The sequence below is a fragment of the Methylobacterium sp. D48H genome (assembly GCF_053345715.1).
The window spans coordinates 23,044-49,834 of sequence record NZ_JBKFAP010000022.1 but is presented as its reverse complement, the minus strand read 5'-3'; the positions used below and the strand labels follow the sequence as shown (position 1 = coordinate 49,834).

The window sequence follows — 26,791 nt, the reverse complement described above, 5'->3', positions numbered from 1 at the left end:
TACTTCGCGGCATCTTAGATCACGCGGGCGCACCTGAGGTCATTTGGGTGCACGAGATTGCTTACTACTTGCTTGCTATTGACTTACCCCCTGTAGAGGTCGGCGGGAGAGGAGGTTACAAGCCGGGACGAGGTTGCTTCCGCTGCAGTTCAGGCCGCGGACACGCCTCCCTACCCGAAGGATCACGCCCTGATGCGAATCGTTGTCTACGCCGATGGCGGCTGCTCGCCCAATCCTGGCCCGGGTGGATGGGGGGTCGTCATCTCAACGCCGCAGGGCCCAGTGGATCTATGCGGCGGCGAGCCTAACAGTACGAACAACCGCATGGAGCTGACTGCAGCTATCGAGGCACTGAAGCATTTCCCTGAAGGCGCGCAAATCGAGATGCGCTGCGACAGCCAGTACGTGGTCAAATCCGTCACCGAGTGGATGAGCGGCTGGAAGGCCAAGGGCTGGCGCAACTCGAAGGGCGCGGTGATGAATCTCGACTTGATGCAGCGCCTGGACGAACTTGCTAGCCAGCGTGATGTGCAGTGGACGTGGGTTCAGGGCCACGCCGGAGACCCACTCAACGAACGGGCAGATCGTCTCGTGACGCAAGGCAGGCACGAGATACGCAGCCGCTCAGATCATCCTTCTTCGTCCCCAAGTCCTGCCGCGAAAATTCCTAATGCAATTATGCCTCCGGCAATTAGCAGGCAAGCGATGGCGGCATTTCGACAAATGTCCTTTCTGGCTGACACGCTGCTAGCGCATGAAATTCTGCGCGCAGCCAAACAGTCTGGCACCGGTGAAGCAGCTTTCCTCGAGGATTGCATCAGGTTTGTCCTCGCGCTCGGCCCGGCGGAGACTGCCCGCCTACGCGCGAGTATGAAACCCGATTCGGACTCGGCCGCATAAGCAATCGTGGCTTCAGTCATTCGCAGGACGGCTCTACCCATCGAATTATCCCATCTACGAGGTCGAGGTGGTCGGGGTCGCTCGACTTTGCCCGCGCTCGTGGACCCGTCGCATATGGAGAACGCGCTGCTGAGCCTCTGCATCAACGCCCAGGACGTGATGCAGAAGAGTGGACGCATTAATGCCCCGGCTCAAGGACGGGGCGCGTCGGTCCGATTGCTTCGGGACGAGGACCACGCCCAGCTCTGCCGGCTCGCCGGGACCGCCTACAGTGCGATAGGGGCGGCGCCAGCGGCCGATGACGCCTGACGTGCCCCCCTGCCTCGCGGCCCTGGAAGCCGCTGAGCTAGCCGAGGAAGCCGCTGCGCGGGCCGCCGAAGCGCTTCGTGCGGTTCTGGCGGTCGACGCCCGTCCCGGCGCAGCCATGATCCCCCTGACTCAGGCCTGCCGCGCAGGGGGCGTGAGCAAGGATGCCGGGTTAAAACAGGCCCGCCGCGGTCTGGTCCGCAAGATCGCCGGCCAGTGGCACGTGCCGGCCGACGCGGTGCCGAGGTCGTAGCAACGGCATGATACGCGGCCTGGATGATCACCCCTTCGGCGAGAACATCTGGGCGAGCCCCTTCATGAGACCTTGAACGAGCGTGCCGATCCCTTGGGCTAGACTTAAGAAGGGGGCGACGTGCTCGAAGATCTTGGCGTCCAGCTTCTTCATATTTTCGGTGCGATCCGCGGTTGGATAGACCGAGCGGAAGTGCAGATATGCCCGAAAGACCTGCGACCAAGCTTCATCCGTGCTGATCGTCTCTGGCTTGTCTTCGCTGAAATGCTTCAGCCAATTCTTGTCAGTCCGCAGCAGTCTCCCAGCTTCGTCCGGAGAGCATTTCCCGACTTTCGCGAGGATCTGACGGTGCATCTCGAACATCGACGCACCCGGCTTCATCCGCGGCATGCCGTCTTCGGCGGCGCCGGCCAGCGTGATCGCGCAAGCGAGCCGCCCGTCGAGCCAATGGCCGATCGCGGCATCGACCATCTCGGCCGCAGCTTCCTGACGCGTGAGGATCGGCATGCCCGTCAGTCCTCACGCCTGCGCTGCTTCGCGCTTCCTTGCCTCGATCGTGGCCGGCAAGGTGAAGGCCACGTCGAGGAACTGACGGACGAACTCGACCATCTCGCGCGCTTCGGCGGCCGTGCCCCCGAGCTCGTGCACAGCCTCGTTGCCCGCCGTGCGCGTCGCATGCGCCCAGTCGGCGATGCCCTGGGTGATGAGGCCTTTGGTGCGTAGGTCGTCGATCCGGCCGCGCAGATCTCTTCCCGTAGCGCCCAGGCGCTTCACGCTCATTTCCAGAACGGATCGGCAGGTCGTGATGATGATGGCTGGCGAACGCCCTTCCGCCAGAAGTGCCTGAGCGTCGCGGAAGTACTCGTGAATTTCGGCTGGCCAGTGCGGGTCGATCTCGGGCCTCGCCGGAAGCGGTAGCGCTTCGACCAGCGTTATGAGGCTGCCGCCACCAAACAACCCCGAGGACGCCTGCAGACTTTCCCGAATATTGTGGAGATGCCGCTGCTTGGCCGTGAACAGGAAAAACGAGGGCCGCCCGCACAGCGGGCACAAAGCGGTCCCGTAGCCAGTCACGTCGGGGCCATCCCCATCATCGGTATAGACCACTGCCCGAACGGACAAACCGGGTTGCCTCAGCGGCGGTAGGATGTCGCGAGCCTCGTACTCGGCCACGTGAACAAACCCGAAATCTACTACCTGCTGACACCGACCGCACCGTCCCCGCTTCTGAAACATTTCCTGAGTTCCTGATGACCGACGCTGTCGCCGTAGCGGACACGATACACGGGCTTGTGGCCGGACCGAACGTGAGCCTTTCGGTCGTGCTGGCCGAGATTGATGCGCTGCGCCGTCGCCACGGCGACGAGTTGGTGGTGACCGCGCTCGCGACCGAAATGATGACCGCTTCTGCCCTTCCTCGTCGCGCGGACGGCGCCGGGCGGACCGCTGAACTGCTAGGGGAGCGGCTTGGCCCGAGCGATGCGGTATTCGAACTGCTATGGCTGCCGATATCCGTTGCGCCGAGAGACCGACGCATTGACCTCCGCGCCAAGCGCTGGGTCGCCGGACGCGAGCGCCTGCGGGTCTATATCTTCACCCAGTGCAAGTGGTGCGAGGGCGGCACGGCCCGGAACCCCGCGCCGTGCTGGCGAGCGCTGCCGCGGGGTTGGACGGCGACGCACTGGCGAGAGGCAGCGCCAGCGCCGGGTCCATGAGGCGCGCGCCGAGACTTAGTCGCCGACCGCCCAGCTAACTAGGTGATCGGTCACCGCCTGTTCGTCCAGGCCGACGAGATCGAGGTCGCTACCAGTCGACACGACACCCGCGCGGACACGCTTGACATCGAACGTCTGGCCGCCGCTGACGGTGATTTGACGGCCATCGTGTTGGTTCTTCGAGGCGTGCAGAACGCCATCCTCAAGGCGGGTATCGAGCGGGATCGACCACTTGTCCCGGAAGGCGTCGAGCTTTCGGTAGAGGGTGTGAAGCAGCTCGTGGTCCGCCCCGCGCTGCTTGCGCGCCGCGTCATTGGCGGCCGTCTTCTCCGCCTTCAGCTTCTCGAAGGCGGCATCGAAATCGAACATCGGATCCTCGCTGTGTGCGGCGCCCGCCCTGCGGCGCGAGCGCGTCGACGCCGATCATGCACACCCGGCCCGTGAATGCACGGGCACCTCACCGCCACCTGCGCCGGAGCCCTTCGCCATGAGCGAGAACGACAACGCCGCGATCGATCTGGTCGCGAAACCACGACCATCACGGCCGCCCTGCGCACGAGCGGGCTGTGCGCGACCGCGCTGTTGGACGGCCCCTCGAACGGAAGGCGCTTTTGCAGCTATGTCACCGAGACCTTGGTCCCGGTGCTGCACCCTGGCGATATCGTCGTCATGGACAACCTGCCAACCCACCAGGTTGCGGGTGTGCAGGATGCGATCGAGGCTGTAGGGGCTCGGCTGCTCTACCTTCCGTCCTACAGCCCTGACTCCAACCCGATTGAACAGGCCTTCGCAAAGCTGAAGGCGCTGTTGCGCAGTGCGGTGGCGCGAACCATCCCAGACCTCTGGGACGCCATACAGCGCAGCCTATCTCGCTTTGCGCCAGCTGAATGTCGAGTCTACCTTGCCGCTGCAGGATACGATGCAATCTGATCGGATGCCGGTCTAATAGCGACACTGCTATTCCTCTCCTCGATCATCCAACCTGAGCCCGCATCCATCGAACCCCAAGTCGAACAACGGGTTAGCCCATTTGGCGCTCGATCAAGGATCGACCCAACTATCTAATTTGTCCTCTATCGCGCGAAGCTAGGGTGTCGGTGCCGGCTCGGCTCCACTCTCCAGGTGGGCCGACCGGGCCGCCGGAAGGTATCGGTACAGGGTCGAGGCCGTCACCCCGAGCCGCCCGGCAACCGCGCTGACTGTCAGCGTCCCGTCCCGCAGCAGTACCTTCGCCACGTCGATGTCCGCCGCGCTTAACACCTTTGGCCGCCCACCGAGCCTGCCCCGTGCTCGTGCCGCCAGCAGCCCGGCCATCGTCCGTTCGCGGATGATCGAGCGCTCGAACTCCGCAAGCGCCCCAAAGATGTGAAATACGAGCTTGCCCCCGGAGGTCGTCGTATCGATCGCCTCGGTCAGAGAGCGGAGCCCGATCCCCCGGCACTCCAGGTCGTCGAACGTCGCGATCAGTTGGCTCAGCGAGCGCGCCACCCGGTCGAGCTTCCACACGACGAGCGTATCCCCCGTCGACACCGAGGCCAACGCCGCCTTCAACTCCGGCCTGTCACGCTGCGCCCCCGACGCCTTCTCGACGTACAGCCGATCGCACCCGGCGCGTTCTAACGCGTCGACCTGAAGCTCCGGGTTCTGGTCCTGCGTTGACACCCGCGCGTAGCCGATCAGCACGTCCATCTCCGTGTCTCACACGCGGGCCGTCCCCGCTTCCGCGCCCGTTTTCTCGGAGACAGTTTCAGGAGCCAACGGAGCCTGCGTTGACCCTGCCGCGATCCGCCCGGACGCCGGTCGCCGAAAAACGCTGGTTTGCCTGAGACCGAGCATCACACGGGTCTGGCGGCGGCGTTCGACGGGAGAATAGCGATGGGACGCAAAAGCGGGTTCGTGGCGTTGGTTCTCTGGGGGTGTGGGTTGTTCCTGCTGTGCGGCCTGCACCGGTTCTATACCGGGCGGACGAAGACCGGGGTGCTATGGTTATTCACGCTCGGCCTGTGCGGGATCGGGCAGCTGATCGATCTGTTCCGCCTCGGCGATATGGTCCGGGTGGCCAACAGCGAGGGCGGTCGTGGCGGTGGTGGCCGGCAGTTCGCCCCGTCGAGCACGGTCGCCCCGGTGTTCAACGTCACGGTGAACGCCGTGCCCGGTGGGGTGATGCCGACGATGGCCGAACAGATCGCGAGCGGTACGACATCCCTTCTCCCCCGGCGATGAGGACGGCATGAACCACAGCGCGACACGAGTAGGCTTGTTGTCGCTGGCAGTAGCGTGCGCTCTCGCCGGCGGCCCCGCCCAAGCGACGGCGGACGGCCCGGATCGGTTCGCGGTCCGGGACGTGCGGGCGGACGATACTTTGGCTTTGCGAGCGCAGCCAAACGCGAGCGCGCGGAAGATCACCGGGCTGCCGCCGCAGACCCGTAGCCTGGAGAACCTCGGCTGCGTGGACGGGAAGACCGGGCAAGCGCCGGCAGACATCGGGCCAGCCCGCAATCAGCTCTGGTGCAGGGTCCGCATCGGCAGCTTCGTCGGCTGGGCGTCCGCACGGTTCCTGCGCGAGGACGCCGAGGTGCTGAAGCCATACAGCGTCTCCGACGCCCCAATGGGTCCCGAGGGCTTCGTCGCCACCTCCACAGCGATCGAGAAGACGGCGGCGGGCGACGGGCGCTGGAAGGTTCTCACGCAGACAGTCATCAGCCAGTCCAAGACGGGCGACGTACCGAACGAGGTGACCGTCACGTCGCAGCTCGTCGACTGCCGCCCGGGGCGCTCGGAGGTGATCCGACTGACCGGCGATCCCCCAGGGTACTCAACCCGCATCGAGGACAAGCAGGGTTCCGGCGTCGAACCTGCCCGGTCTGACTTCGACGAGAACAACCTCTGGTGGTTCGCGTGCCGGGGTGTCATGCGCCGTCATTGATGATGCGAAGTCGTCAGCGCAGTTAAGCATGTCCTGAAAACGAGGGTTTGCACGAAGCTGCTCGTTTCGACAATGCCAAGCTTGGTTTTTGAGCTGCTTTCCGGAGACAGTTTTACGAGGTCGCCCCGTTGAGCTCTGGGGAGGATGGAGGAGGGTCCGCCGCGTCACGAAGCGCGGAGGAAGGAAATGGGCATCACGATCAAGGAGCTATCGGAACGGGCAGGGGTGAAGATCCCGACGATCCGGTACTACGAGCGGCAGGGGCTGCTGCCGGAGCCCGAGCGGACGGTAACGGGGCAGCGGCGGTACGGATCGCTCGACGTCGCCCGTCTGCGGTTTGTCCGGCTCGGCCGGGGACTAGGCATGGAGATCGGCGAGATCCGCGCGCTGATTGAGATGGTGGGAGAAGGCAACGGCGAGGAGATCGGCGTGGCAGCCGTGGCCATCTCCGAGCGGGCCGAGCGGATATTGGCGTTCTGCGTAGGTCTGCGGTCAGTGTCGGGGGAGATCATCGCCGGGGCGATCGACGAGGCGGGTGCGTTCGATCGGCTCATGGCAGGGGAGGGGGCGAAGGTTGCGGAGCCGGTAGATACCCCTACCGCGCCGAACCCGGATGCAAGCGAGGCGCCTAAGGGTCAGAGCGGCCAACCCATAGATGCGACCGTGGCCCAGGGAGAGGCATCAACGGCAGTCGAGCGGGCCGCGGAAGAACTTACGGCCGAGGCGGCAACGGAAGGGGATGGGCCCGAGACACAGTTTTCTAAGCCGAAACGCAAAAGGACCCGCGCAAAGTCCTGATGGGTAGGATGGCGGTGTCCCCGCCATCCAGCTCTTCGAGACAACTTCGGATTTACTTCAGCGTCATCAGATAACCGATACCAAGTGCTGTTGCAGCAGCGATGCGCGTTCTATACTGCGCCGCACAAATTAGTCCCTATTGTTAGTACATGTTCTATAAACTATTGACACTAAACGCCTTCTCTTGAAGTGCTGATTTGAATTTGGTACGACATCTCGCCCGACGAGAGATGGGCCGCACGTAGCCGTACAAATGTAGCGACTCCGGCGGCGATAAAACCTAAAGTTTTCGGCGAGCGATACCGGTTATTCGACTGGCAATTTAACTTTAGCCGCGCTGAAAATGTGTCTCAGCGGAGCCATGATTATGCGCAGGTCAAAGAAATTGCGCTGAATAGACATTCTCTCCAACAGCAACAGCTTCGATAATGACCAAACAATCTATCAGCCCCGCAAGGGCCTACACCGAAGAAGAGTGGTACGAGGTTTCGCACGTGAGCGAAACCTCGACCACCTCTGACGATATCGAAGCGGCGGTAGACCCTGGGAGTGCTGCGGCGAGCGCTACCAGCGCGCGCCCCGCCGGCACGAACGCGGTCACGCACGCCGCCCAGGGTCGAGACGATCGAAGTCATTCTGCCCCCCGGTCGTCTTACCTCCCACTGGTCGCTTACGAGGCGGCACTGAACGGCCGGCGACCTGCCGACAGCGGTGTCGTGACCGAGCCCGCAAAAAGGGAGGATGAGCCCCCGGCGGATGCGGATTGGGAGGCGCTCCTCATGGACGCCTTCGGTTTCTTGCCTTCGACCCACGCTGCTTCCTCGACACATCCGGCGGGGGCAATCGACCATTCCCTAGGCAGAGGTCGAGAAGCAGCCACACAACACCCCCGGTTAGGGGCTTCCCAGTCGGTATCGGGGGGCGACGATGCCGAGGAGCCATGGACGGATGAGGACATTGAGGCGTTCTTCAGAAAAGCCATCACTAAGCCGACGCCTCCGAGCGCGACCGCACCTACCAAGCCGACAGTCCTCCCGCCGATTCGGGTGACGAGTGGCCTACGTGCGCTTGCTGAAGCCGCCCGCAGCGTCCGAGACGCCGAAGAATCTGCTGAGATGGACGCGAAGGCCACATCCCGCCGCCGGGGCAAAGGCCGCAAGACGCGCGTCGTCACCGCACTGCGACGCTTCATCGATGAAGATCCCCGTTACCAAGGGGCTAGGGATACCGTCGCGGAGACGCGCCGCCGCTACGATGAGATCCTGACTACTGCTGCTTCGAATCAGCACAAGGTCGAGGCCGCTCAAAGGGCCTACGCCGAGAGCATCGAGCTCGAGATCGATTTTCATCTCTCTCATCTCGCGTCAGTCGCGGACCGGATCGACAGGTGCGGCGCCTACGGAGCGTTTGCTTGCGGGTCGTACTGGTGCGCCCATTGCCGCAACCGGTACGCCGCGCGCCTGATCGAGGACACCCGGCCGCAATTGGAGCAGCGCTACGGCTCCGACCTCGAGCAGGCTAGGACCAACCTTCTACACGTCACGATCCTCAATGAGATCGTTCTTCCAGACCCCGACCTCGATCGAGAGCACATCGCGGACTTCGCCGCGTCCATCGTCCGGCGCGATGCTCGCGAGATGCTCGGCTACCTGCGTCGTTGGCAGGAGGACCGCCGTAGCGCGATGTCGGCTGCGTTGGTTAAACGTGGACTGTGTCTGGCGCTGGCAGAGGATTGGATTGGGCTCCACGACCGGGACAGACGCTTCTACCACCCCGACAACGTCACGACTGATGCCGACCGACTCATTGGGTGGAACGAGGTCATCGAGGAGGCGCGGCACCGTTTTAAATCTCGGCGCAAGCGACCGGACCTCGAAGTGACCGACCTCATCTCCTGCCGCGATGACGACAGGTACGAGGCATATTTGTGGCAGTTGCGCCGGGCAAATCCACTCGACCGAGAGGACATCATTACGCTCGCCCAGGGCTTCCAGTGCATCTACCGTGAGTTCACCGGGATCACGAAAACCAATTACCCCGAGCGACTTAAGTTCAAGAGTTCCATCGAGAAGGTGATGAAGCGCGAGCGGAAGAAGCTCTACCGCATCATCAAGGAGGATCAGCTTCCTGGCATCGCCGTGACCGGCATGTTCGAGTTGGAGCTCGTCGACCTCCGCCACGCGATCGGTGGAGACCACCAGCACAGCATCAAGGCGAAGACTCTGCGCGTCCTCGCCACACAGGAGCGTAAGCCGCCGAAGAAGCGCAAGAAGGACGAGAAGATATCATCCGAAACGGAGCGGCGCCGGATGAAGCTCAGCGCAAGGATGCGTCTGCTCGATGAGGCGCGTGCACGGATCGCCGCCAACAAGGATCTGCCGGAGGTCGACTTCCCCGGGCTTCGGTACGCCGTCCTCCTTCACATGCACGTCCTCATCGACCTCAATGGGACGCCGCGCGAGGATCTCGAACGGTGGCTTGACGGCAATGGAAACAGTAAGAGGAAATTCAATGGTCAATGGAAGTTACCACATCAGGTGATGGTCAAGGGTGTGTACGAGAATAAGCCGGTTGACGACAGCATTCGAGACATCAGCTTCTATGCGATCAAGGCACCTCTCACGTTCAATTACGAGAACACCGCACCGAAGCGCGACGAGGATCTGCCGGAGACGGACCCCCGACACTTCTCCGATGAAGCGCTCGCCATACTTGCGTGGCTGCAACAGGGGATCGGGCACGAGAGGCTGAGGATCGCGATCAACTGGCCCGGGGCAGAGCAGGAGAAGCGCGGCCCCAAGCCCAAGTACATGCCAATCTTAAAAATGACCGAGGACGAGCTGGACGAGGCGCTTGCTGCACGCGGGTCGAGCTTGCCCAGGCCGCCGGCCGGCGAGACCGACATCGGCTTCTTGTTCGAAGAGGCAGGGGAGGGCCCTCGGGCCACTCATTTCCCCGAGGCGAGCACATCGGCTGCGGGTGAGGGGGATGCCTCAGGGGCTACGGACGATCAGGATCCACCTGATGGGCCTACGTCGGATCCAGGCAATCGGGGTGAGGCCAGAAGGGAGTAATACGATACTGCTTCCTTCATTCAGAACGATCAAGGCGGCGGCAGGCCCGACCATAAGCTAGGTAGGACAGGGCGTTAGCTCCCGTTCCAGATCTCCGGCAGAGCCGCTCCATACGGCCTACTGTCTAATTCGCTCCCCCCGATCGCCCAGAATATTAGGGCGACCAACCAACCCATCGCGATGATCCAGACCTCGCTGCCCAAGCAGCGAGAACGGCCGAGCCTTGCCTCGGATGATCGGGTCATCGCGTCCTCAACCGGAGGCTGCCATGACCATAGACCCGACACGCATCGACAAGGAGCACCTTCGCGAGATCCGGCACAGCGTCGCCCGAGCGTATGACATCGATCTCCACCGGCAGTACGGCGAGCGCGCTGCCGCCGGCCTGCTCATCCCGCCTGATCAACGCCGAGAGGGCAGCGCTGACGTCTCGACCCTCAAGCGCAAGCGGCGTGCTGCCAAGATCCCCCATGTTCCCCTCGGGGATGGCTCGGTCGCCTACCTCGGGATGATGCTCTGCGACTTCCTCGTATTCGGCGAGCGCTCCGTCCTGCTTTGGGGTGGCGAGGATCCCGGCATCATTGCTCCTGGTCCGGAGGGTGGCCCTGCTCCTCAACATCGAAATGGGGGAGGGCGGGAGCAGGTAGCTATGACGGGAGCGTCCGATGGGCCGGTACACCAAGCGTGAGCACGCAGCGGGCAAGTTCTGGCTCGACAAACGCCCGAATAGCCCTGCTTGGTGCATCTGCTGGATGGAAGGTCGACAGCTGCGGCGCAAGTCGACCGGAACCGATGACCTCGACGCGGCCATCCGGGAGCTCAAGGCACACTATCTCGCCGGGGATACGCCCGACGTTCAGGACGTCACCCGGGTGCCGATCGCGGACATCGTTCAGGCCTACTACCTCCAGCATGGTCAGCACCTGACCTCCCGGAAGTGGCTGAAGTACGCCATTGATCACTGGGTGCGGTTCTACGGCGAGTCGGAAAGCGTATGGGCTGCGACCCGCCCAGCGCGGATCGAGCGGTTCATCGACGATCTCCGTCGGCGCGAGCTCAAGCCCTCCTCGATCAACAATGTGCTGACGGCGGGCAAGGCGGCGCTCAGCCGATCGTGGCGGCGTGGCGAACTTACACGCCAAGTCCATGTGCCGAGTGTCAAAGTGACGAAGGTGCAGCCGAAAGGGCGGCCGCTGTCGGTCGAGGAATGCGCCGCGTGGCTTGATGCTTCAGCTCCGCACTTCCATGCCCTGCTGTTCATTTGCCTCGCCACGGGTAGTCGGCCAGAGGCAGTTAAGCAGCTGCGATGGACGCAGGTCGATTTCGACGACGGCCTGTTGCACCTCAATCCCGAGGAGCGCGAGCAGACATCGAAGCGCCGCCCGGTGGTAAAGATGCCGCCGAGTCTCATCGCGTACCTGCGTCAGCTTCCGCGGGAATCAGATTTTGTGGTCAGCTACCAACGCAAGCCGGTCAACCGGTACTACACCGCGCTAGGCGAGAGCAGACGGCGGGCCGGGCTCGACGGGCGGGTGAACTTGTACAGCCCGCGACACACGGTGGCGCGTTGGATGCGGAAGGAGCGAGTGCCGTTCGAGGAGCTCTCCGGGCAGCTCGGCCATCGGGTGCGGGGATTCGCGATCACCGAGATCTACGCCGCTTACTCTCCGGACTATCAGGCACTCGCCACCGCGGCGATTGAGAAGCTGCTGCAAGCAATCATCGGGCACCCCCAATCCTGCAAGCTCCTGACCTTAACGGCAGAAAGACATACAGAGCGAACAGGCATCGCGGCTTGATGCACTCACCCCGCCGCCCGATCAACTTCTCATGGCCGCTTTGCGCCCTTCCCAGCCGTTCAAACGCTGTCGATCGTAACCCGCAAGCGGACATCGGCTTGATCGATTGAGCATCGACGCAGAGGGTCAGATCTGCTTCAAGGCAGCAACACAATATGGGAGGGCTTATGTCAGGTCTGCCGAAACGCTTCGCTGGGCTCGCGCTCGCGACCGCTGCCTTCATGAGCCTCGCCAATCCGACGCGTGCCGACGATTTCGTCGCCATCCTCACCGGCGGAACCTCAGGCGTGTACTATCCGATGGGCGTCGCGCTCTCGAAGATCTTCACCGAGAAGGTATCGGGCGCGCGCCCGTCGGTTCAGGCCACCAAGGCCTCGGTCGAGAACCTCAACTTGATCCAGGGTGGCAAGGGCGAGCTCGCCTTCACCCTCGGCGACAGCTTGGCGGCCGGATGGAAGGGTGACGAGGAGGCGGGTTTCCGGCGCAAGCTCGACAAGGTGCGCGGGGTGACGGCAATCTACCCGAACTATGTTCAGATCGTCGCGTCCAAGGAGTCCGGCATCAAGACTCTGGCGGACCTGAAGGGCAAGCGGCTCTCCGTTGGCGCGCCCAAATCGGGCACCGAGCTGAACGCGCGCGTGATCCTGGACGCCGCCGGCCTGAGCTACAAGGATCTCGGCAAGGTCGAGTATCTGCCTTTCGGCGAGTCCGTCGAACTGATGAAGAATCGCCAACTCGACGCGACGCTGCAGTCGGCCGGACTCGGTGTCTCCTCGATCCGCGACCTCGCGACCTCGACGCCGATCACGGTCGTGGCCATTCCGGCGGCCATCGTCGACAAGGCGGGCGCCCCCTTCGTGAAGCAGTCGATCCCGGCGAACACGTACGAGGGACAGGGCGAGCCGGTCGAGACGGCGGCGGTCGTGAACTACCTCGTGACTCGGTCGGACCTCTCGGACGACCTCGTCTACAGGATGACGAAGGCGATGTACGAGAGCCTGCCAGAACTACAGGCCGCGCACTCGGCCGCGAAGGCCATCGATGTCCAGAAGGCGGCCGAGGGTATGCCGGTGCCGCTCCATCCCGGAGCGGCCCGCTACCTCAAGGAGAAGGGTGTTCCTGTCCCCGCCCAGTGATGCGTGCGACGACGAATCCAAGATCACGATGCGTCTGGGCGGGCTCGGAGGATCGGCTCGGCCCGCTGATGGAAGGCACTCCATGAACGAGCGGGTCGACCAGGCCGAATTGCAGAATCCCGAGCATGGGCTGCCGGAGAATTTCGGCGCGGGCTGGTCGGGCCGCCTCCTGTTCTGGCTGGCGGTGGCCTTCTCGACCTTCCAGATCATGACCGCCTTCGGCGTGCCGCTCGACCGCGCGATCGTGTTCGGCGTCACGCCGCTCGATCTCGCGTGGGCGGCCCTGGCGGCCGGCGCACTCTTCGTCGGCTGGGCTGCCGCGCGGCGGCGCCCGGCGCTAAACGGGCTGTTCGCTGTGGTCGCGCTGGCGATCACCGTCGGCCTCGTCACCAAGTTCCCCGGCGGCCTGCCGAGCCAGGCGGTCCGCACGCTCCATGTTGGCTTCCTGTGCCTCGTCGGCGGCGGCCTGCTGGCGAACCATCGGTCACGCACGGGCGTCACGCGGCTGCTCGGCTGGGCCCTCGCTGGGGCCGGGTTCCTGATCGGCGCCTATCAGTGGGCGTTCTACGACGACCTCGTGTCGCGCGCGGGCGAGCTCTCGGACGCTGACCTCTACGTCGGGCTCGCGCTGATCGCGCTGCTGTTCTACTTCGTCGCCCGCATCATGGGGCCGGCCCTCGTCATCGTGGCCGGCGCGTTCCTCGCCTACTGCCTCCTCGGCCAGTACCTGCCGGCACCGCTCAACCACCGTGGCTACGGCCTCGAGCAGGTCGTCGAGCACATGGCGTTCGGCACGGAGGGCATCTACGGCACGCCCGTCTACGTGTCGTCGACCTACATCTTCCTGTTCGTGCTCTTCGGCGCCTTCCTCGAGCGCGCCGGCATGATCGCGCTGTTCACCGATATCGCCATGAGCCTGTTCGGCTCGGCGCGAGGCGGGCCCGCGAAGGTCGCGGTGTTCTCCTCGGCGCTCATGGGCACGATCTCGGGGTCGGGCGTCGCGAACGTCGTGGCGGTCGGCCAGTTCACCATCCCGCTGATGAAGCGCTTCGGCTACAAGCCGGCCTTCGCGGGCGGTGTCGAGGCGACCGCCTCTATGGGCGGCCAGATCATGCCTCCCGTGATGGGGGCGGTGGCGTTCATCATGGCCGAGACGATCGACGTGCCCTACGTTGAGATCGTCAAGGCGGCGATCATCCCGGCTCTCCTGTACTATCTCTCCGCCTTCCTGGCCGTGCATTTCGAGGCCGGCCGGCGCGGTCTGGTCGGGCTGCCCCGCGGCGAACTGCCGAGCGCCAAGGCGGCCCTGCGCGAGCGCTGGTTCCTCATCCTGCCACTCGCCGTCCTCGTCTACCTGCTCTTCGCGGGGTACACGCCGCTGTTCGCAGGTTCGGTCGGCCTCGCGCTCACCGTGACCCTGATCCTCGGCGGCACCATCGCCCTCGGCTTCGGCCGCGACGCGGTCCGCTCGATCTTCTACGTCACGCTCGGCCTTATCGCCGCGGCGGCGCTCTGGGTCGGGGTCATGCTCGTCCTGGCGCTCGTCCTCGTCATGGTGGCCGCCAGCCTGCTCACCCACGGCGGTCGCGACACGCTCGTCGCCTGCCGCAACGCCCTCGCCGACGGCGCACGGCAGGCCCTTCCGGTCGGTCTGGCCTGCGCGGTCGTCGGCATCGTGATCGGCACGATGACGCTGACCGGCGTCGGGACGATCTTCGGCAACTACGTCGTGTCGGTCGGCCAGAGTTCACTCATCGCGTCCCTCATCCTGACGATGGTGGTGAGCCTGATACTCGGCATGGGCATCCCGACGATCCCCAACTACATCATCACCTCGTCGCTCGCCGCGCCCTCGCTGTTGACGCTAGGCGTGCCGCTGATCGTCAGCCACATGTTCGTGTTCTACTTCGGCATCATGGCGGATCTGACGCCGCCGGTGGCGCTGGCCTGCTTCGCCGCGGCACCGATCGCGCGCGAGAGCGGCTTCAAGATCAGTCTGGAGGCGATCCGGATTGCACTGCCCGGCTTCGTCGTGCCCTACATGGCGGTCTACGATCCGGCGCTGATGGCGCAGAACACCACCGGGATCGGCGGACCGGCCTTCGCGGTCGCCGTCGCCTACATGTGCGTGAAGGCCGCCGCCGCGGTGTTCCTGTGGGGCGCGGCCACGAGCGGCTTCCTCCGCGGCCCGATGCGGGCGTGGGAGCGGGTCGTCGCCGTCCTGGGCGCTCTCCTCCTCGTGGTCGCCCTGCCGCTGACCGATCAGGCCGGCTTCCTGCTCGGGGCCGTCGTGGTCGGCGCGCATCTCTGGCGGCTGCGCGGGGTCGCGGTCCGGCCGGCGTGATCTGCCTCCTCGCCGCGGGCGTGCTTGTCCCCCTCGGCGCGCAGACCATCACGCTGCGCTGGACCCACTCGGTCGAGAAGATCGTGTGGGAGGAGGACTGGGTGGACGCGGCCGCCGGGCTCACCCTGACTGCGAGCCGCGTCCGGGGTTCGGGCGCCGGCATGGAGCCCGCCGCCGATGCGCGGTGGGTCGACGGCGCCTGGACCTGGCAGCCGCACGTGGGCCCACTTCGCGCGATCGTCCTCCGGCGCTCGGGAGCGACGGCGGACTGGTCCGTGTGCCGGCAGGGGAACTGCCAGCCGATGAGCGCCTATGTCGGGCCGCTGGCCGATCCGGTGACGCTGACCTCATGCGAACCTGACCAGCGTGGCGATAGGGGCACTTCCTCCGGCCGACCGTCCGACTGATCCGGCCGCCGCGCCGCCCTTGCGCGACAAATCATCCCAAACAGACGCCGGCCGCAGGTTGATGAGAGCGGGAAACGATGCGATAGGCGGCCCCGGGTGCGCGATCCGGAGGTCGGGTCGGCAGGCTTCTGCGCTGGTCGGGCCGCCAGCGGCAGAAGGCGTGTGCGCGTGCCGTCTCTTCCCCGCCGTCCCTTCTCGTCCCTGCGCGACCTGCTCACGAGCGCCGCCGGCGGCGGTCTCGTGCTCATGGCAAGCGCTGCGCTGGCCCTGGCCATCGCGAACTCGCCGCTGGCGGACTCCTATTTCGCAGCGCTGAAGGCCCATGTCGGGCCGCTCTCGGTCCTGCACTGGATCAACGACGGCCTGATGGCCGTGTTTTTTCTGCTCGTTGGCCTGGAGATCAAGCGCGAGCTGCTGGACGGCCGCCTGCGGACCTGGCCGGACCGGATCCTGCCGGGGGGCGCCGCTCTCGGTGGTATGGCCGCCCCTGCGCTCGTCTACACCGCGATCAACTGGCACTCGCCCGAGACGCTGCGCGGCTGGGCCATCCCGACCGCCACCGACATCGCCTTCGCGCTGGGCGTGCTGGCCCTGCTCGGCTCCCGCGTGCCGGTCTCGCTCAAGGTCTTCCTCACCGCGCTCGCCATCATCGACGACCTCGGCGCGGTGATCATCATCGCCCTATTCTACACCGCGGATCTGTCGCTGCCGATGCTCGGCGGTGCGGCCGTAGTCCTGGCGGCCTTGTATGGGCTCAACAAAGCCGGGGTCAGCCGCCTGTGGCCCTATCTCGCCCTCGGCGCCGTGCTGTGGATGTTTACCCTCTTGTCGGGCGTGCACGCGACCATCGCGGGCGTCCTGCTCGCCCTGACGGTGCCGCTCCGGCTGAGCGTCGGGCGGCCGGACGACCCGACCTCACCGCTGCACATCCTCGAGCACGCGATCAGCCCGTGGACGGCGTTCCTGATCCTGCCGGTGTTCGGATTCGCCAATGCCGGCGTGTCCTTCGTGGGTTTCAGGCCCGCGATGCTTCTCGATCCAGTGACGCTCGGCGTGGCGCTCGGCCTGTTCCTCGGCAAGCAGCTCGGCGTGTTCGGCTTCGTGCTCGCGACCGTGCGACTCGGCTGGGCGCAGCGCCCAGCCGGCGCGACGTGGGCGCAGGTCTACGGTGTCGCCGTCATATGCGGGGTCGGCTTCACGATGAGCCTGTTCATCGGCCTGCTGGCCTTCGCCCAGCAGCCGGATCTGGAAGCTGAGACCAAAGTCGGCGTGCTGCTCGGCTCGCTGGCGTGCATGGCGGCCGGGGCCCTGGTGCTGCGGCTCGCCCCGCAGAGTCCGGCTCACCGTTGAGTCGAGACCAGCCGTCGTTGTGCCTTCGGCGGCTGCCTCCCCTCGTCGGCACCCATGAACCAAGTGAAGCACCATGCCTCGTCAGTTCCCGCGGCGTCGCCCTGGCGCCATCGAAGGTCGCCTGTCCGACCTGGTGCTCGCCCTCACCGGGGTCCTGCTTCTCGGGGCGATGATCCTGCTGGTGCTGTCGTGGTTGACGGGCGATGCCGAGGGCGCAGTAGCGGAGTTCGTGCTGACGCAGGGCTCCTGAGCTCCGCCCCTGATGGACTGACGACCGATGACGGCCCTGACGGTGACGCTGCGTGAGTTGTACGAGGGGGACACGCGGCGCGCGCACCGCTTCCGCTACGCCCTGCTTGTGTTCGACGTGGCGACGATCGCCTTCGTGATCGTCACCTCTTTCCTGCCGCTGATGGCCTGGATCATCGCCTGCGACGCGGCGCTGGGCCTGTGCGTCCTCATCGACTTCGTTGCCCGTCTCGGGATCAGCCGCGCGCCGCTGCGCGAGTTCCGGCACCTGAGCACTTGGACGGACCTCGTGGCAGTGGCCTCGTTCCTGGCCCCCGTGCTAGTCGAGGGCGTCGGCTTCCTGCGCATCCTGCGGACGCTGCGCATGCTGCGGACCTACCACCTGCTGGAGCGCCTGCGGCAGGACAGCGGCCTGTTCCGCCGCAACGAGGACGCGATCCTGGCCGCGACCAACCTCGTGGTGTTCGTGTTCACGATGACCGGCATCGTCTACGCCACGCAGCACGACCACAACCCGGCGATCCAGACGCCGGTCGACGCCCTGTACTTCACGGTCACGTCGCTGACGACGACGGGCTATGGGGACATAACCCTGCCGGGGCCGATGGGCCGTCTGCTGTCGGTGTTCGTGATGATCTGCGGCGTGACGCTGTTCTTCCGCCTCGCGCAGGTGGTATTCCGCCCCTACAAGGTGCGCTTCCCCTGCGACGCCTGCGGGCTGCAGAGGCACGAGCCGGACGCCGTCCACTGCAAGGCCTGCGGCAACCTCCTGAACATCCCCGACGAGGGAGCGTACTGACACGTAAGGGAGTCAGGCCTCATCGCCCGATGCGACTTCACGTGACCGCCGGTAGCACTATTCCAAGGTGGCAATGCCGGCCGAGGCAGTTGCGCGCCGCCAGACGACGGCGAGGCGGAGGTAAGCGGGCCGAAATAGTTCGGATACGCATAAGGCATCTCGCACGCCGCGCTACTAGAGTAGGCGCCGTACAGTCAAATCGAGAAGGCTTCTCGGATAGCAGGGAAAGCGCAAATCAGCGCGCGACATCCACCAGAGAAAGCCTAAGCCGCGGCACGTCGGTGCCGGCAGAGCTTGGCGACATTGAGAAAGGACCGTTCGCTTGTCCAGAACCCGCGCTTTTCTCACGGCCCACCCCGGGATGGCATGAGGTATACGTAGGTGAGGCTGGGCAGGGCCGACTTCAGACGCCCGTACGCCGCTTCGAAAGCGTCGTCCCGCTCCTCGGCGGTTGTCCCGTCACGGAAGGACAGGACCATGGCCAGGACGACGCTGTCGGTTCCAATCTGCAAGCTGCGCACGTCCTGGATGCGGGCGATGCGCTCGTCCCGACCGACGCAGTCGCGCGCCCGGGCTAGAAGGGCCGCGGACGCTCCTTCGCCGATGAGTAGGCTACGCGTTTCGCGGGCGAGCACCACCGCCACGCCGACGAGCAGCACGCCGATGGCGAACGAGGCCACGCCGTCCGCGCGGGGCTCGTCGAACCCCACTGACACCGCCACGCCGACAGCGGCCACGCCGAGGCCGACCAGGGCCGCGCCGTCCTCCAGGATGACGGTGAAGGTGGTCGGGTCCTTGGACCGGCGCAGCGCGGACCACATCCCGACGTCGTCGTGCCGCCGACGCATCTCCCGCCACGCCACGCCGAACGAGTAGCCCTCAAACAGAACGGCGAGCCCCAGGACGGTGAAGTTCACCCAGGCGTCGCGGATCGGCTCGGGGTGGCGGATCTTCTCGATCCCCTCGTAGATGGCGAAGGCGCCGCCGAGGCTGAAGATCAGCAGGGCGACGACGAAGGACCAGAAGTACAGCTCCAGGCCGTAACCGAACGGGTGGGCCTCGTCGGGCGGTCGCTTCGCCCGGTGCATGCCGTACAGCAGCAGGCCCTGGTCGACCGTATCGACGAGCGAGTGCAGGGCCTCGGTGAACATGGCGCTCGACCCGGTGTAGGCCGCAGCGCCGAACTTGGTCACGGCGATGGCGAGGTTGCCACCAAGGGCGGCGTAGACGACGCTGGTCGAGCCGTCCCGTTTCATGGATGGCGCTCCGAAGGGGGCAAGTTGGCGGAAGGTGGCGCGGCCGGCCCACGTCGTTATGCGGCGTCCCGCTCCGGCAGATCCTTGAGCGTGCGGCGTGCCACCATGCCCAGCGTCGAGCCCTGGACGACGATGGTGAACAGCACCACCGCGTAGGTCGCCGCGAGGATGGCCGGCTTGCCGTCGCTCTCGGGGACGGACAGGGCCAGCGCCACGGAGATGCCGCCGCGCACCCCGGCCCAGGTCAGGAACGGCACGTTCCGTGGGGAGAGGTTGCCGCCCCACCGGAACGCCAGCAACGGCGTCGAGACCGCCACGAGGCGCGCGACCAGCACGATGGGGACGGCGCAAGCGGCGAGCACGAGCCCGCCCGCCTCAAAGCGCAGGACCAGAACCTCCAGGCCGATGAGCAGGAACAGGACCGAGTTCAGCACCTCGTCGATCAGGGTCCAGAGCGAGGACACGTACCCTTGCGTCTCCTCACTCATCGCGTCGCGCGGAGCCCGGTCGCCGACGAGCAGCCCCGCCGCGACCACCGCGAGCGGGCCGCTAAAGTGGAGCTTCTGGGCGAGCGCGTAGGTGCCGGCGACGAGCGCGAGGGTGATCAGCACCTCGACCGGGAAGTCGTCGATGGCCCGCATCGCTCGGTAGGCGACGTAGCCGGTCAACACGCCGAGGACGAGGCCGCCGCCGGCCTCCTGCAGGAGCAGGCGGGCGACGCCGCCGGCGCTCGTCGCCTCCCCGCCCGAGCCGGCGGCGAACGCGACGAGGACCGTGAACAGCACGATGCCGATGCCGTCGTTGAACAGGGCCTCGCCCTGCATCTCGACCTCAAGCGGTTCCGGCACCCGCACGTTCTTCAAGGTGGCCAGCACTGCCACGGGATCGGTCGGGCTGATCAGGGCGCCGAAAACCAGCGCCCAGGCGAGCGGGACAGGCTGGCCGAGGGCGTCGGCCGCGAACCAGAAGGCGCCCCCGACGATGGCGGTGGAGATCAGCGTGCCGAGGAGGGCAAGCGTCGCCACCGCCCAGGCCCGGTCGCGCAGCGCCCGAAGGTCCAGGCTCATGGCGCCGGCGAACAGCAGGAAGGCCAGCATGCCGTTCATCACCACGTCGGTGAAGTCGACCTGGCGGAGAACCTTCGTGAGGTCGTCGTAGAGATGCTGCTCCGGGAATGCGAGGTCGAGGCCCACCAGGGCGAGCGACGCGAGCAGCCCCATCACCAGCAGTCCGATGGTGTGCGGAAGCCGCAGGAACCGATGGTTGAGCCAGCCGAACAGGGCCGACAGGGTCAGTAGCAGGGCGGCAAGGTCGAAGATGGAGATCACGGGCTTCCCCCGCCCGGGCCGCGGGAGGATGCGGGGGGCTTTGCGATGAGATGGCTCAACGCGCCTGCACGCGTTCGGTCGCGCCTGCGGCCGAGAGCACGGCGTTCGCTGCAGCTACGTCGCCGGCCTCCCGCGGCACCTCCGACACCAGGTCATCGCCGGACCGGCGGCAGAGGCGCACGAGATAGGGGAAGTGGTCCGAGCCGAAGGCGTTGAGGCGCTCGACCGACACCGTCTCGAAGCCCCCTTCGTGGAAGACGTGGTCGAGCGGCCAGCGCCACAGGGACGAATGGGCGTTCCAGGTGGCGACGTAGCCGCGGTCGCGGCGGGGGTCGATCAGCCCGGACAGCCTCATCATGCGCTCGACCGCGATCTCCCAGGGCGTGGCATTGAGGTCGCCGGCGATGACGCCCGGCTCGACCCGTTCACGCAGCACGACCGCCGCCGCGTAGAGTTGGGCGTCGCGCCCGCGGGCCGATTGCCAGGGCTGCGGCGGCCTCGGGTGGAGGCCGACGAAGTCGACCACCTCCCCGGTCCGCATGGTGACGCCGGTCACGACAGCCGGCGTGTCCTGCCCGGCGAGGTGGCGCACCTCGCCGTTCACCAGGGGCAGGCGCGAGAGAAGGTGGATGCCGTAGTACGACCCCGTGATCCGCTGCAGGCCGTGGGGTATCGACGCGCGCAAGGGTTTCAGCGCCTCGTCCCACCAAGCGTCCGTCTCCATCGCCAGGAACAGGTCGGGCCGCTCACGCTCGACGGCGTCGACCAGCGGCCGGGCGCTCCGGTTGCCCAACTGCACGTTCGCGACCAGCACGGAGAGCTTGCGCTCGGCCGGGCACGCGTCGGCCTGCTGCGTCGACGTTGGCAGGTACGGCCACAGGATGCAGAGGTCGACGACGAGAGCGCAGGCGGCCAGGGCGAGCGCCGTCGCGGTCGTTTCGGAATTGCGACGGAGGAAGGGCACCAGCGCGGGACAGACCGCGGCCAGCGCGAAGGCGAGCGGCAGGCGCCGGAAGTCGAGCAGCCGCACCGCCCACCATTCGGTCGGGACCAGCGGGACCAAACTCGCGGCCGCGAGGGTCCCGGCGAGCACGATCAAGACGAGGCGGGCGAGTGCCTTCACGAGCGGCCCAACATAAACCGGTCCACTCCTGCGATGGCGGCACATCGAACTCGCGACCTCGAACCGGTCGCGTCGATCCTGGGCATGGCGCTGTTGCCGGGGAGACCGAGGAGTGGGTTAGGAAGGATTGGCCGGGGGGGCCCGACGACCGCCCGGTCAAACCTCCCGCGCCTGGCGCACCGAGGATGCCTCGGTTCAGGAGGTGGGCTCGGTTACCGGCGCATGTCCTTGGGCAGGTGTTTCATCGGGTCGGTCCTGCCTCCCTGGTCCTTGCTCTGGACCGATCCTTCCGACTGCATCACGTCCGTCGAGGATTGGATGGCACTCGGGGGAGCGACCTGTCCGGTTGACTGGTCGCGCGGTGCGGCGCCGTTGCCCTTCACCGTCGACGTCCCCGGCGGGAGCGTGCCGGCAGTCGGCTGGTCGATGGCGCTCCCGGCCGACTGCGCGGCGGCCGGCGGCGCCGCAGCCAGGCCCGCCGAGAACAGGACAGCGGTGCAGGCGAGCAAGCTCGCCACGGTCCGCACATGGCGGAAACGTCGATGCGTTGACACTGAAGAAGCGCGCTCCTGTTCAGGCGGATGACCAATGGGCATGCCGACCTGCAAGCATCATCCGTCCAGCTTGGTTCCTGAGCGACACCTGCTTCCGAACATCCGGGGGACGCCTCCTGCGCAGATGAATTTTTGCTGAACGGTTTCCGGCACCGCACGTTACCGACCGCGATCACGCGTCCGAGGGGGGCGCGCCGCAGCCCTCCGCCGACCGGTCCAGGCCGCTTGGGCGGAGGCATGGTCCAAGGAGTTTTCGCTTGAAGAACACCGTCCTCGCCGCGCTCGCCGTCACCTGCATGGCCGTTCCGGCCCTGGCCCAGACGACGCCGACAGCGCCGGCCCCCGGCACGGCGATGCCCGCCGCCACCGACACGGGCATGAAGATGGCCGACACCGCGACGGTGAAGCTGAAGTACGTGACGGTGAAGCCCGCCGACGTGATGTCGTCGAAGCTCGTCGGCACCACCGTCTACAACAACAAGAACGAGAACGTCGGCGAGGTCGAGGACCTCGTGATCGAGAACGGCAAGACGCTGACCGGCGTCGTCGTCAGCGTCGGCGGCTTCCTCGGGCTGGGCGAGAGCTACGTGGTGCTCGACCCCTCCACGCTGGCCATCAGCAACAAGGACGGCAAGTGGGCGGTCCACGCCGACACCGACAAGGACACCCTGAAGAACGCGCCGAAGTTCGAATACTCGAAGAAGAAGAGCTAAGCCTACACATCGAAGGAGCCACGACCATGAAGCACACGATCCTCGCCTCGACCCTCTTGGCCGGTCTCGGCCTAGCCGCCTCCACCCTGCCGTCCTCGGCCTTGCCGATGAGCGCGGCCGGCGTCACCGCCCCTGCCAACGCCGACCTGGTGGAGGTGCGCATGCACCGGCGCCACCGGATGCGCCAGGGCTCGGCCAGCCGAGGCAACGCCGCCATGCCGTCGCGCGGCGCCCGCGGGCAGCAGTACGGCGGGACCACCGGCGGGCCGCGCCGCTGAACCTGGGACCCGAACGCGCCGCGGCGGCTCGAAGCTGCCGCGGGTGACCATGCGCCGCCGGATGGCACGACCGCCTCCGGCGGCTTTCTCATGACCCCCGGTACCCCATGATCTTCTCCGAAGCGCTCGGGCGGCTGGAAGAACTCGGTCGCTCGGCCGTGGCACTCCTGCCCGGGCTGGCCATCGCGATCGTCCTGTTCGGCATCGGCCTGCTGATCGCCAAGGGCGTGCGCGCCGCCGTCCGGCGCGCGGCGGAACTGCGCGACGCGTCGCCGGGCTCGGCCTCCGTCCTCGGCCGCATCGCGGGGGGCGTGACGGTCCTGGTCTCGTTCCTAGTGGCCGCGTCCGTGGCGTTCCCATCGGTGTCCGCCGCCGACCTGTTCAACCTGCTCGGCATCGGCGGCGTGGCCATCGGCTTCGCCTTCCGTGACGTCCTGCAGAACCTGCTCGCCGGCATTCTGATCCTGCTGACCCGTCCCTTCGTCATCGGCGACCAGATCCGCGCCGGCTCGCATGAGGGCACCGTCGAGGACGTCTGGGTGCGCGCCACGGTGCTGAGGACCTACGACAACCAGCGCGTGCTGATCCCCAACGCCACGCTGTTCGTCGACAAGATCACGGTGATCACCGCCCACGACAAGCGGCGCCTCGCCTTCCCGCTGACCATCGGCAACGGCGACGACATCCGAGAGGCGCGCCGGGTCATCGTCGAGGCCCTGCGCGGCACCGAGGGAGTGCTCGCCGATCCGCCGCCGGAGGCACTGGTGACCGGGCTCGGCGCGGCCGGTGTCGACATGACCGCCCGTCTCTGGATCGACCCGCCCCGGCGCCGGGACGCTGTCGACGCCCTCGACCACGCCATCGCCAACGTGAAGGAAGCGCTGACCGCGGCCGGCATCGACCTGCCGTACCCGACGAGCCAGGTGCTGTTCCACGACCAGACCGAGGAGACCGACGGCGACCGTACGCGACAGCGCGAGGGCTGGCCCGCGGGTAAGGCCCCGCCGCGTGCCCGCTGGCGAATGCTGCGGGAGGACGATGACGCCGGCCGCCGGGCGGAGGAACGGGCGTGAAGGCGCGACTGCAAGCCTGGATCGAGATCCTCGGCGACCTGTTCTGGCTTCGTCCGGCCCTGATCGTCCTCGGCTGCATCCTGCTCGCCCAGTTCGGGGTCTGGTTGGAGACGGCCCACGTCGCCGGGTACGATGCGTCCTCGCCGAACACGAACTGGGGCTATTCCGGCGGCGCTGAGGGGGCCCGTGGCCTCCTCAGTGCCATCGCGTCCTCGAACATTGGGGTCGCCGGCACGACCTTTTCCATCACCATCGCCGCGCTCACCCTGGCCTCGGGCCAGATGGGGCCCCGACTCCTGCGCAACTTCATCCGCGACGCCCGCAACCAGACGGTTCTGGGCATCTTCCTCGGCACCTTCGCCTACGCGCTGATGGTCCTTCGGACGGTCCGCACCGTCGAGGAAGACCCGTTCGTCCCACACCTCGCCATCACCGGCGCCATGGCTTTGGCCCTGGTGGCGGTCGGCACGCTGGTCTGGTTCGTCCACCACATCGCCACGAGCATCAATATTGAGACCGTGGTCGACGCCGTCCAGCAGGACCTGTGCAAGGCCATTGAAGCCCGTACCCTCGACGCGGCCGATGCGGCCAGGCCCTCGGACGCATCGACCGGCAGCGCCGTCGCCACCACCGGGGGCGGCTACCTGCAGGCCGTCGACACGGACGCCCTGGCCGATTGGGCCGAAAAGCGCGGCATCACCGTCGTCCTGCGGTTCCGCCCCGGCGACTACGTGCCCAGCGGCTTCCCCGTCGCGTTCCTGTCCGCGGGCGTCGAGGGCGCCGACGAGGCCATTGCGCGTGCGGTCACCCTCGGGCGCCGACCCACCTCGCTCCAGGACCTGGAGTACTCGATCCGGCAGTTGGTCGAGATCGCGGTCCGCGCCCTGTCGCCGGGCATCAACGACCCGTTCACGGCCGGCAGCGTCGTGGACCATCTCGGCGACGCCCTGTGCCGCATCGCGCCGCGCCACCTTCCGACCGGCGCGGTCGTCCGGGAGGGGCGTGTCGTGTTGGTCCATCCAGTGACCGATTACGACGGCCTGTGCGACGCCATGTTCCACATGATCCGGCAGAACTCCGCCGGGTCCGTGCTTGTCCTCGGGCGGATGCTCGACGTGCTGACTCGGGTCGCCGAGATCGAGCGTCTCACGACCCGCCTGCGGGAGTTGCGCCGCCATGCAGACCTTGTCCAGGCGGCGGCCGAGCGAGACGTGGCCGATCCACACGACCTGGACGACCTTCGTCAGCGCCACGCCAAGTTCGTCGCCATGCACGAGGAGGGTGAGGTCGTCTGAGTCCTCAACATCCTCACCGGCCTAAACCCGCGTCTCGTCTTCGGAGCGGCTACGCGACGGTGCCAGAAACCCGTCCGATAGCCTTGCCCGCTCATCGGCCAAGCTGGTTATGGACGCCGACTTTGGTCCGGGGCGGAACGCAGCTCCGGTAGTCCTTGCTCTCCTTTCGTTGAATCGAGGAAGACGGCGGTTGACCTTCCAACAGTTGGAAGCACCACCTCTTGCATCAACGAGGCTGGTGGCGTGGCGCAACCGGCCCACGCCAACCAGCGGGCATTCGCGACACCTCGTCGGGAGGCGATGGTCGTCATCCCGCGTTGGGTTGTCAGCACAGCCCCTGCTCCTCGATCGAAAGGAAACCGTGATGCTCGATACGACCCGCAGGGCCACCGTCTACCGAATGGTGATGGAGAAGCACGTCTGCCCGTTCGGCCTGAAGACCAAGGACCTGCTCGAACGTGACGGATTCACTGTCGACGACCACTGGCTGACGACACGCGAGGAAACCGACGCCTTCAAGGCCGAGCACGGCGTGAAGTCCACGCCGCAGACATTCATCAACGGTGAGCGGGTCGGTGGCTACGACGACCTGCGTCGCCACCTCGGCAAGGAGGTCAAGGACCCGAAGGCCACCAGCTACGCGCCCGTGGTCGCCGTGTTCGCGATGACCGCCCTGATGGCGCTGGCGGCGAGCTACACCGTCTATGGCACGCCCCTGACGGTACGGGCCGGCGAGTGGTTCATTGCCTTCAGCATGTGCGTCCTGGCCATCCTGAAGCTGCAGGACGTCGAGACCTTCTCGTCGATGTTCCTGGGCTACGACTTGCTCGCCCGGCGCTGGGTGCGCTACGCCTACGCCTATCCCTTCTGCGAGGCGCTGGCGGGCGTTTTGATGGTGGCGGGCGCCCTGAACTGGCTGTCCATTCCCGTCGCCCTGTTCATCGGTACGGTCGGCGCGGCCTCGGTGTTTAAGGCGGTCTACGTCGACAAACGCGAGATCAAGTGCGCCTGCGTCGGCGGCTCAGGCAGCGTGCCGCTCGGCTTCGTCTCGCTTACTGAGAACCTCATGATGGTCGCCATGGCCGTGTGGATGCTGGTCGCCGACCATTGAGTGG

28 protein-coding genes and 1 pseudogene are annotated in these 26,791 nt (G+C 66.3%); 20 read left to right on the top strand and 9 right to left on the bottom strand.

The annotated features are described in order from the left end of the window. Positions 1-192 precede the first annotated feature (192 nt). Together rnhA and ACLBX8_RS25265 are read left to right on the top strand one after the other, a co-directional pair. Positions 193-900, top strand: a complete 708-nt coding sequence (gene rnhA, locus ACLBX8_RS25270; RefSeq protein WP_447715922.1) for a ribonuclease HI — start codon at positions 193-195, stop codon at positions 898-900. Between the two features lie 298 nt (positions 901-1,198). Next, positions 1,199-1,459 carry a hypothetical protein gene (locus tag ACLBX8_RS25265; RefSeq protein ID WP_447715921.1) on the top strand — a complete coding sequence of 87 codons (261 nt, stop codon included), beginning with the start codon at positions 1,199-1,201 and terminating at the stop codon, positions 1,457-1,459. 27 nt (positions 1,460-1,486) lie between these two features. On the opposite strand, the gene ACLBX8_RS25260 is transcribed toward ACLBX8_RS25265, so the two are convergent. Together ACLBX8_RS25260 and ACLBX8_RS25255 are read right to left on the bottom strand one after the other, a co-directional pair. Continuing rightward, entirely contained in the window at positions 1,487-1,966 is a 480-nt protein-coding gene (locus ACLBX8_RS25260; protein ID WP_447715920.1) for a hypothetical protein, read from the bottom strand. Between the two features lie 12 nt (positions 1,967-1,978). Then, positions 1,979-2,632: a DUF4145 domain-containing protein gene (locus tag ACLBX8_RS25255; RefSeq protein WP_447715919.1), complete on the bottom strand. Its 654-nt coding sequence runs from the start codon at positions 2,630-2,632 to the stop codon at positions 1,979-1,981. A 77-nt stretch (positions 2,633-2,709) separates the two neighbouring features. Here ACLBX8_RS25255 and ACLBX8_RS25250 point away from each other — a divergent pair, with 77 nt between their 5' ends. Then, positions 2,710-3,174: a hypothetical protein gene (locus ACLBX8_RS25250; RefSeq protein ID WP_447715918.1), complete on the top strand. Its 465-nt coding sequence runs from the start codon at positions 2,710-2,712 to the stop codon at positions 3,172-3,174. Positions 3,175-3,189: 15 nt separating this feature from the next. Here ACLBX8_RS25250 and ACLBX8_RS25245 read toward each other — a convergent pair whose 3' ends face one another. After that, on the bottom strand, positions 3,190-3,543 hold the full coding sequence (locus ACLBX8_RS25245) for a hypothetical protein (RefSeq protein ID WP_447715917.1): 354 nt from the start codon (positions 3,541-3,543) through the stop codon (positions 3,190-3,192). Positions 3,544-3,651: 108 nt separating this feature from the next. Between ACLBX8_RS25245 and ACLBX8_RS25240 the strand changes: the two are divergent. Then, a pseudogene (locus tag ACLBX8_RS25240) lies at positions 3,652-4,104 on the top strand (IS630 family transposase); the annotation flags it as partial. Between the two features lie 156 nt (positions 4,105-4,260). On the opposite strand, the gene ACLBX8_RS25235 reads toward ACLBX8_RS25240, so the two are convergent. Further along, positions 4,261-4,863 carry a recombinase family protein gene (locus ACLBX8_RS25235; protein ID WP_447715916.1) on the bottom strand — a complete coding sequence of 201 codons (603 nt, stop codon included), beginning with the start codon at positions 4,861-4,863 and terminating at the stop codon, positions 4,261-4,263. 129 nt (positions 4,864-4,992) lie between these two features. Between ACLBX8_RS25235 and ACLBX8_RS25230 the strand changes: the two genes are divergently transcribed. The 4 genes from ACLBX8_RS25230 to ACLBX8_RS25215 all read left to right on the top strand — a co-directional run bounded on the left by ACLBX8_RS25230 (position 4,993) and on the right by ACLBX8_RS25215 (position 9,972). Next, positions 4,993-5,397: a TM2 domain-containing protein gene (locus ACLBX8_RS25230; RefSeq protein ID WP_447715915.1), complete on the top strand. Its 405-nt coding sequence runs from the start codon at positions 4,993-4,995 to the stop codon at positions 5,395-5,397. Between the two features lie 7 nt (positions 5,398-5,404). Next, positions 5,405-6,100 (top strand): SH3 domain-containing protein, encoded by a 696-nt coding sequence (locus ACLBX8_RS25225; protein WP_447715914.1) that lies wholly within the window; start codon positions 5,405-5,407, stop codon positions 6,098-6,100. 186 nt (positions 6,101-6,286) lie between these two features. After that, positions 6,287-6,898 carry a MerR family transcriptional regulator gene (locus tag ACLBX8_RS25220; RefSeq protein ID WP_447715913.1) on the top strand — a complete coding sequence of 204 codons (612 nt, stop codon included), beginning with the start codon at positions 6,287-6,289 and terminating at the stop codon, positions 6,896-6,898. A 779-nt stretch (positions 6,899-7,677) separates the two neighbouring features. Next, positions 7,678-9,972 carry a hypothetical protein gene (locus ACLBX8_RS25215; RefSeq protein WP_447715912.1) on the top strand — a complete coding sequence of 765 codons (2,295 nt, stop codon included), beginning with the start codon at positions 7,678-7,680 and terminating at the stop codon, positions 9,970-9,972. Positions 9,973-10,213: 241 nt separating this feature from the next. On the opposite strand, the gene ACLBX8_RS25210 is transcribed toward ACLBX8_RS25215, so the two are convergent. After that, positions 10,214-10,591, bottom strand: coding sequence for a hypothetical protein (locus tag ACLBX8_RS25210; protein ID WP_447715911.1), 378 nt, complete (start codon positions 10,589-10,591; stop codon positions 10,214-10,216). Positions 10,592-10,637: 46 nt separating this feature from the next. On the opposite strand from ACLBX8_RS25210, the gene ACLBX8_RS25205 reads away from it, so the two are divergent. From ACLBX8_RS25205 to ACLBX8_RS25175, 7 genes are all read left to right on the top strand, one after another. Further along, positions 10,638-11,771: a tyrosine-type recombinase/integrase gene (locus ACLBX8_RS25205; RefSeq protein WP_447715910.1), complete on the top strand. Its 1,134-nt coding sequence runs from the start codon at positions 10,638-10,640 to the stop codon at positions 11,769-11,771. A gap of 167 nt (positions 11,772-11,938) precedes the next feature. After that, positions 11,939-12,907, top strand: coding sequence for a TAXI family TRAP transporter solute-binding subunit (locus ACLBX8_RS25200; protein WP_447715909.1), 969 nt, complete (start codon positions 11,939-11,941; stop codon positions 12,905-12,907). An 82-nt stretch (positions 12,908-12,989) separates the two neighbouring features. After that, positions 12,990-15,251 (top strand): TRAP transporter permease, encoded by a 2,262-nt coding sequence (locus ACLBX8_RS25195; protein WP_447715908.1) that lies wholly within the window; start codon positions 12,990-12,992, stop codon positions 15,249-15,251. After that, a complete protein-coding gene (locus ACLBX8_RS25190; RefSeq protein WP_447715907.1) occupies positions 15,248-15,658 on the top strand; it encodes a DUF1850 domain-containing protein in 411 nt (136 codons plus the stop codon). The genes ACLBX8_RS25195 and ACLBX8_RS25190 overlap by 4 nt, the downstream gene beginning before the upstream one ends. Positions 15,659-15,826: 168 nt before the next feature. Next, complete coding sequence (gene nhaA / locus ACLBX8_RS25185) at positions 15,827-17,008, top strand: Na+/H+ antiporter NhaA (RefSeq protein WP_447715906.1); 1,182 nt, start codon at positions 15,827-15,829, stop codon at positions 17,006-17,008. Positions 17,009-17,081: 73 nt separating this feature from the next. After that, complete coding sequence (locus ACLBX8_RS25180) at positions 17,082-17,258, top strand: hypothetical protein (RefSeq protein ID WP_447715905.1); 177 nt, start codon at positions 17,082-17,084, stop codon at positions 17,256-17,258. A gap of 27 nt (positions 17,259-17,285) precedes the next feature. After that, entirely contained in the window at positions 17,286-18,056 is a 771-nt protein-coding gene (locus ACLBX8_RS25175) for a potassium channel family protein (RefSeq protein ID WP_447715904.1), read from the top strand. Positions 18,057-18,400: 344 nt separating this feature from the next. On the opposite strand, the gene ACLBX8_RS25170 is transcribed toward ACLBX8_RS25175, so the two are convergent. The 4 genes from ACLBX8_RS25170 to ACLBX8_RS25155 all read right to left on the bottom strand — a co-directional run bounded on the left by ACLBX8_RS25170 (position 18,401) and on the right by ACLBX8_RS25155 (position 22,371). Then, complete coding sequence (locus tag ACLBX8_RS25170) at positions 18,401-19,312, bottom strand: cation diffusion facilitator family transporter (RefSeq protein WP_447715903.1); 912 nt, start codon at positions 19,310-19,312, stop codon at positions 18,401-18,403. A gap of 56 nt (positions 19,313-19,368) precedes the next feature. Continuing rightward, a complete protein-coding gene (locus ACLBX8_RS25165) occupies positions 19,369-20,640 on the bottom strand; it encodes a cation:proton antiporter (protein WP_447715902.1) in 1,272 nt (423 codons plus the stop codon). 55 nt (positions 20,641-20,695) lie between these two features. Then, the gene (locus tag ACLBX8_RS25160) at positions 20,696-21,763 is read right to left on the bottom strand and encodes an endonuclease/exonuclease/phosphatase family protein (RefSeq protein WP_447715901.1); all 1,068 of its coding nucleotides are present in this window, start codon (positions 21,761-21,763) and stop codon (positions 20,696-20,698) included. A 212-nt stretch (positions 21,764-21,975) separates the two neighbouring features. Then, a complete protein-coding gene (locus ACLBX8_RS25155) occupies positions 21,976-22,371 on the bottom strand; it encodes a hypothetical protein (RefSeq protein WP_447715900.1) in 396 nt (131 codons plus the stop codon). A 203-nt stretch (positions 22,372-22,574) separates the two neighbouring features. On the opposite strand from ACLBX8_RS25155, the gene ACLBX8_RS25150 reads away from it, so the two are divergent. From ACLBX8_RS25150 to ACLBX8_RS25130, 5 genes are all read left to right on the top strand, one after another. Then, entirely contained in the window at positions 22,575-23,030 is a 456-nt protein-coding gene (locus ACLBX8_RS25150) for a PRC-barrel domain-containing protein (protein WP_447715899.1), read from the top strand. Between the two features lie 26 nt (positions 23,031-23,056). Further along, entirely contained in the window at positions 23,057-23,308 is a 252-nt protein-coding gene (locus tag ACLBX8_RS25145) for a hypothetical protein (RefSeq protein WP_447715898.1), read from the top strand. A gap of 107 nt (positions 23,309-23,415) precedes the next feature. Further along, positions 23,416-24,381, top strand: coding sequence for a mechanosensitive ion channel family protein (locus ACLBX8_RS25140; protein WP_447715897.1), 966 nt, complete (start codon positions 23,416-23,418; stop codon positions 24,379-24,381). After that, on the top strand, positions 24,378-25,676 hold the full coding sequence (locus ACLBX8_RS25135; protein WP_447715896.1) for a DUF2254 domain-containing protein: 1,299 nt from the start codon (positions 24,378-24,380) through the stop codon (positions 25,674-25,676). Before ACLBX8_RS25140 ends, ACLBX8_RS25135 begins: the two co-directional genes overlap by 4 nt. A gap of 364 nt (positions 25,677-26,040) precedes the next feature. Beyond that, positions 26,041-26,787, top strand: coding sequence for a glutaredoxin family protein (locus ACLBX8_RS25130; RefSeq protein WP_447715895.1), 747 nt, complete (start codon positions 26,041-26,043; stop codon positions 26,785-26,787). The last annotated feature ends 4 nt before the right edge of the window (positions 26,788-26,791 follow it).